4 protein-coding genes are annotated in these 4,778 nt (G+C 58.6%); 3 read left to right on the top strand and 1 reads right to left on the bottom strand.

Annotated features, from left to right (window positions below):
• The first annotated feature begins 208 nt into the window (after positions 1 to 208).
• Entirely contained in the window at positions 209 to 1,054 is an 846-nt protein-coding gene (locus ABX749_RS22425; RefSeq protein WP_372897947.1) for a hypothetical protein, read from the top strand.
• On the opposite strand, the gene ABX749_RS22420 is transcribed toward ABX749_RS22425, so the two are convergent.
• Positions 1,051 to 1,974: a DUF6268 family outer membrane beta-barrel protein gene (locus tag ABX749_RS22420; RefSeq protein WP_372897946.1), complete on the bottom strand. Its 924-nt coding sequence runs from the start codon at positions 1,972 to 1,974 to the stop codon at positions 1,051 to 1,053. The two genes, ABX749_RS22425 and ABX749_RS22420, sit on opposite strands and share 4 nt — an antisense overlap.
• A gap of 391 nt (positions 1,975 to 2,365) precedes the next feature.
• On the opposite strand from ABX749_RS22420, the gene ABX749_RS22415 reads away from it, so the two are divergent.
• On the top strand, positions 2,366 to 2,977 hold the full coding sequence (locus ABX749_RS22415) for a peroxiredoxin family protein (RefSeq protein ID WP_372897945.1): 612 nt from the start codon (positions 2,366 to 2,368) through the stop codon (positions 2,975 to 2,977).
• 27 nt (positions 2,978 to 3,004) lie between these two features.
• The coding region (locus ABX749_RS22410; protein WP_372897944.1) for a serine/threonine-protein kinase at positions 3,005 to 4,778 on the top strand (1,774 nt) is incomplete at its 3' end.

Below are 4,778 nucleotides of genomic sequence, written 5' to 3'. Positions count from 1 at the left end.
CATTTTTTAGCGGTAGGGCGCGAGCCCTCCGGTGTTTCGGGAACGATGAGGGACCGGAGGGCTTGCGCCCTGCCGCTAACACCTCGTCAAACGCAGGGAATAAATGCTTCACAACGTTACAGCGCCGAGTTCCAATTTCAAGAACCGCTGGATTGCTGTTGATCCAGCGTGACCACCATTCGCAACAAAAACGAACCACATTAAACAGATGTCGGGGTTAAACCGAAAGTCCAGCGTCGCGCACGGTAGCGAAACCAACGCCAGAAAGTTCGTTCGCAATCTCACCGTCACACTCTATGGATTGGTGTTTGTCGCGTCCGCATTTTTGGTCACGCGATGGCAACTTGTCGACGACGGAGGGTTGCTGTTTGTCGCCTTTGTGCTCAGTCAGTGCTCGATGATTGCCCTTTGGGCGGCGGATTATCGCGGCCACACTGCCATTTCCTGTGCCGCGATCACCTTCTTTTCAATCCTGTGCTGGTGGATCATCGCCCGTTTTCGGTTCGTCGGTTTCGGCGACGCGTCGGAAATCTGTTGGGTGATCGTCGTCGCGACACAGGCCGTGGCAACGATCACCGGTGCGACATGCATCGACACATTTTCAAAGTCGTCGCGGAGAAAATACAGTGATCGCATCGTCCACGGCGTCCAACTGCGAAGACTCTCGTTCGGCATCGGAAACCTGATCCTGTGGACCACCTTCGTGGCGATCGGGCTATTGATCGTTCGACAAATCTTGTACGCCAACGGCTGGACCGCCGATTTGCCCGGCGCGACTCAGACCTTACTCGCCATCCTGATGGGACTGTGTGGTGCAGCCATCGCCGTGATGTGGCTGGCAACTTTTCGGGGTGCGATTTGGACCGTCGTTGCACAACGATCACTCATCTGGTTTCCGGTCTTTCTGTTCGGCACCCTGTTCTTTCACATGCTGCTGGCCTATTTGCAAAAAGCGAATTTCATTCAGCCGACAAAAACGGTCGTGCCGTTGGTCGGACAATATGTGTTGAGTGGCTGGACGCTTTTGGCGACTCTCAATCATACCCGCCGCTAAAAACGAGTCCCGATCCGAAACAGCACTGTGTCTTGAATATCCAGATCACTTCGACCACGTTCAAATTCGAACCGCCGACCAAACGCGTACCCCACCTCGGCAGAAATCGTGCGTCCCAGCGCGAACGGCATTCCGGCTTCGCGACGAGGCGTCGATTCCCAACCGAGCACGAATCGCCAATCGCGATAAGTCAGTTGATCGTTCACGCCGTCGTCTTGCCGGTAGCCCCAGGTTCCTCCCTCCATTCCGGCCCCGATGTAGCCCCATTGTTGGCGTGTCCCATCATCGGCCAACAACAGTGACGCGCGGGGTCGAGGAAACGAGGCGTCGAATCGCAGGCAGGGATTGGGCTGGTAGATGAACCCGATGGCCGGAACGACGGGGATGTCATTGCGACCGAGTGCGATCGCACCGAAGGTCCAAGTCCAACGCTCGTTGGGCTGGTACAGTGCGAATCCGCCGCCGCGGAACTGCCACGCGTCGCTGGAGTGGTTGTCGCCATCGGTCGCGTTGGCGACGCCCAGCATCCAGCGAAACGACCATCGATCGTTGCGACGGCGCATCCATGACAAGCCAAGCGAAGTCTCGTACAGTTCGCCCGGCAGATCGAAAACCACCGGCGCGTTTAGCTCGGTGAATTCAAATCCCAGGCTGACCATCGGCGGAGGGGGACCGAAGATCGGATACAACGGCATCGTGACCCGTGCGTCATACGATGAAAGCTCAACGTCATCGGCTTCGGACAGCCACTGAACTCCCAACCGAAAACTCGGGCGCATCAGTTGCCGAAGTCGCTCGGGCGTCATGCCGGCAGGGGTCGGGGACGCCGTGTTCAAGACCGATGCGTGAACGACAGATTCCGCCTCCACCGAACCTGACGCTTCCTGCGCAGCAACCCGCGTGATGATCAACGGCATCATCACGAACGAAAGCACTGCTACTAGAAACGTCCTCGCTCTCAAATCTCCGATCCATCCGTGTGTCGGTTGCGTGAAACATCGTGTTCCACGCGATTTCGTCGAGCGAGTCCGGTGGATGACAGAACTCTAGCAGTCGATCAACCCGGAACGAAATATGGGATCCCGCTGCAAGTGCCCTGTCAGCGTTCGACTTCGGCTACCCGGTCTTCCTACCCGCCATTTCCCTGCCGTTTCCCTGCCGTTTCCGACGCGGCATCGGCCTCCCAACCACCTCCCTGGCAGACGTTTCCTGTCATTTTCAGTGTCATTTCGTGGCACGACGGCCGTTCGTTCACCGCAGAGCTAGCTGGCCCCCTACAATCTGTGGTCAGTCCCTGCCAGAGGTTATCAGGTGTCTCTACAACCAAGATCGTTCTTACTCTTGATCGCCACCGTGCTCGCCTTCGCGACGCTCGGGTGCAGTCGCGTTCCCGACGACGGAGTCCGATTTGCCGAGGTGACCGCGTCGCAGCCGATCACGATCGAGGACTTTTCGGGCTTGCGATTCACCGACAAAGACGGCAATGAAATCGCGTTGTCCGAAGTCATGACGCGAGACTATTTGGTGCTGGTCATCACCCGCGGCTGGTACGGAGGCGTCTGTTTCTATTGCGCGTCACAAACCTCACGCTGGGCACGACGTTTCGACGAACTGGATCCCTACAACGCACAGCTCGTTGTCATCTTCCCCACCGAAACCGACGAAGACGCTCCGAAGTTGAGCGAGTTGACCAAGCGGATCAAGGGAGGCGACATCCCCAACGAAGACATTCCGTATCCGATCCTGTTGGATATCAATTTGACGGGCGTCGATCAGTTGGGGATTCGAGCGGAGCTTGCCAAGCCCTCCACCTACATCATCGATCGGCAAGGGCGTGTCCGATTTGCCTACGTGGGCGAATCGATCGCCGACCGGCCCACCGTCGACTCGGTGCTTCGACAACTCGAACAATTGAACCGATAGACCATTCGACGGACAACCGAATCGAACATGCCGAGCGTCGACCAGGAGAGGAAATTCATCGAGACCTGTCTTGAGCTCCAGTTGCTCCAGGAGACCGATGCGAAATCATTGAGTGAAAACCTGGGCGAATCGGGACGAGACATTTCGCAGACGGCGCTGCAACGTGGCCTGTTGACACCCGCGGATGTCGACATTGTGCACACGTTGCAACACCCGATGGACGTCGCGCCGGGGTACCAGGTTTTGAATCTGGTCGGTCGGGGTGCAATGGGGGCGGTGTACCGCGCGTTGCAGATCGACCTGGAACGGATTGTGGCGCTCAAGATCATCTTGATCAGCAATGTGGCGCAGCCGAACGCCGCAGCCCGTTTCGAACGCGAAGCCAAGGCGCTCGCCCGACTCCAACACCCCAACATCGTCCAGGCTCTGAACTTCGGCAAGCACGATGGGCGTTACTACTTTGCGATGGAGTTTGTCCCTGGACGCACCTGCGAAGCACTGGTGCGTGAGAGCGGGCTGATGCCGCCGCAAGCCGCCTGGTCGATCGTACGCCAAGTCGCCTCTGGGCTGTATCACGCCGTCGGCCAGAACCTGATTCACCGAGACATCAAACCGGCCAATCTGATCCTGCTGCCGCCACCGGAAGGCTCCGCGACGAAAACGGAGATTGTCAAGATCGCGGATTTCGGCCTGGCGATGTTTGCCGATCAATCCGCCGAACAACTAAAACTGACGACCGGCGACAAAGTGATGGGAAGCCCCGCCTACATGTCGCCCGAGCAATTCGGCGGGCGCGAAGTCGACTTTCGCAGCGACATGTACGCGCTGGGAGCGACCGCCTGGCACCTGTTGTTCGGCAAACCGCCGCATCAAGGCCGCAGCATCGCCGCACTGTATCAACAAAAATCAGAGCGACTGATGCCCCACCCGGACGATCTTGCGGTCAAGTTGCCGGAGGATCAAATGACGTTGCTGCTGGACTTGCTCGATCCGGATCCCGATTCACGACCGTCAAGCTACGGACAACTAATCGATGCGATCGACGCGCTGGGTGTCAATGCGGCGGCGACGCCCACCACGATTCCGGCGGCTGAGCCGGCGGGGTTGTCCACGGGCATCGTTTCCGAAGCATCACGCCGTGAATTCATCAGTCAACATCCGACCCTCGACCGTGCCCCGCCCGAGCCAGAAGCAGAATCGGACACCATCAGTCCGGTCAATGTTCCGGACGAGACCGTCACCCAAACCGTCGAACGCTTCGAATCCAGTCCGCGTCGACGCTTGCCCCATGCGCGACCGCTGGCGGCCATCGCGATCCTGGTCCTGGCCGTGGTTGCCTTCGGATGGTTACCGTCTTTTCGGTATCGGCCGGGCGTGCGGATGCCGACACAAGTGATCGGCAACACCCCGTTGTTTGACGGCGTCACGCTCAGCGGATGGGATGTCGGTGGGTCGATGGTCGGGGCCTGGCAAACCGTCCAGGCTCCAGATGCGTCGACCTCGATCGCTTGCATCAGTCGCAAGGGCGCGTTGACCCGGCGGTACTCGACGACTGCCATCCCGCGTGTCAGTCTGTTCGTTTGGCTGCAGAAAGACAGTGGCGCCGTGGATATCGACTTTGCGTTCGACCCCGCCAATCCGTCCGCCAAACGTGGATGCGTCAGATTGCAGGGCGATCAGACCCAACTGGGCAGCAAGACGTCTGATTTCGGTGACGTCGAGGTGTCCTTCCGTTCCGACGCGCTCCCTTCGGTCTTCGATCGCTTTCACGTGATCGACATTGAACGCCAATCAACAGACT

The organism is Stieleria sp. (assembly GCF_041595215.1).
In the GTDB taxonomy this organism is placed as follows: Bacteria; Planctomycetota; Planctomycetia; order Pirellulales; family Pirellulaceae; genus Stieleria; species Stieleria magnilauensis.
Note: the sequence above shows the minus strand (reverse complement) of the source record. Positions and strands in the feature narration are given on the sequence as shown.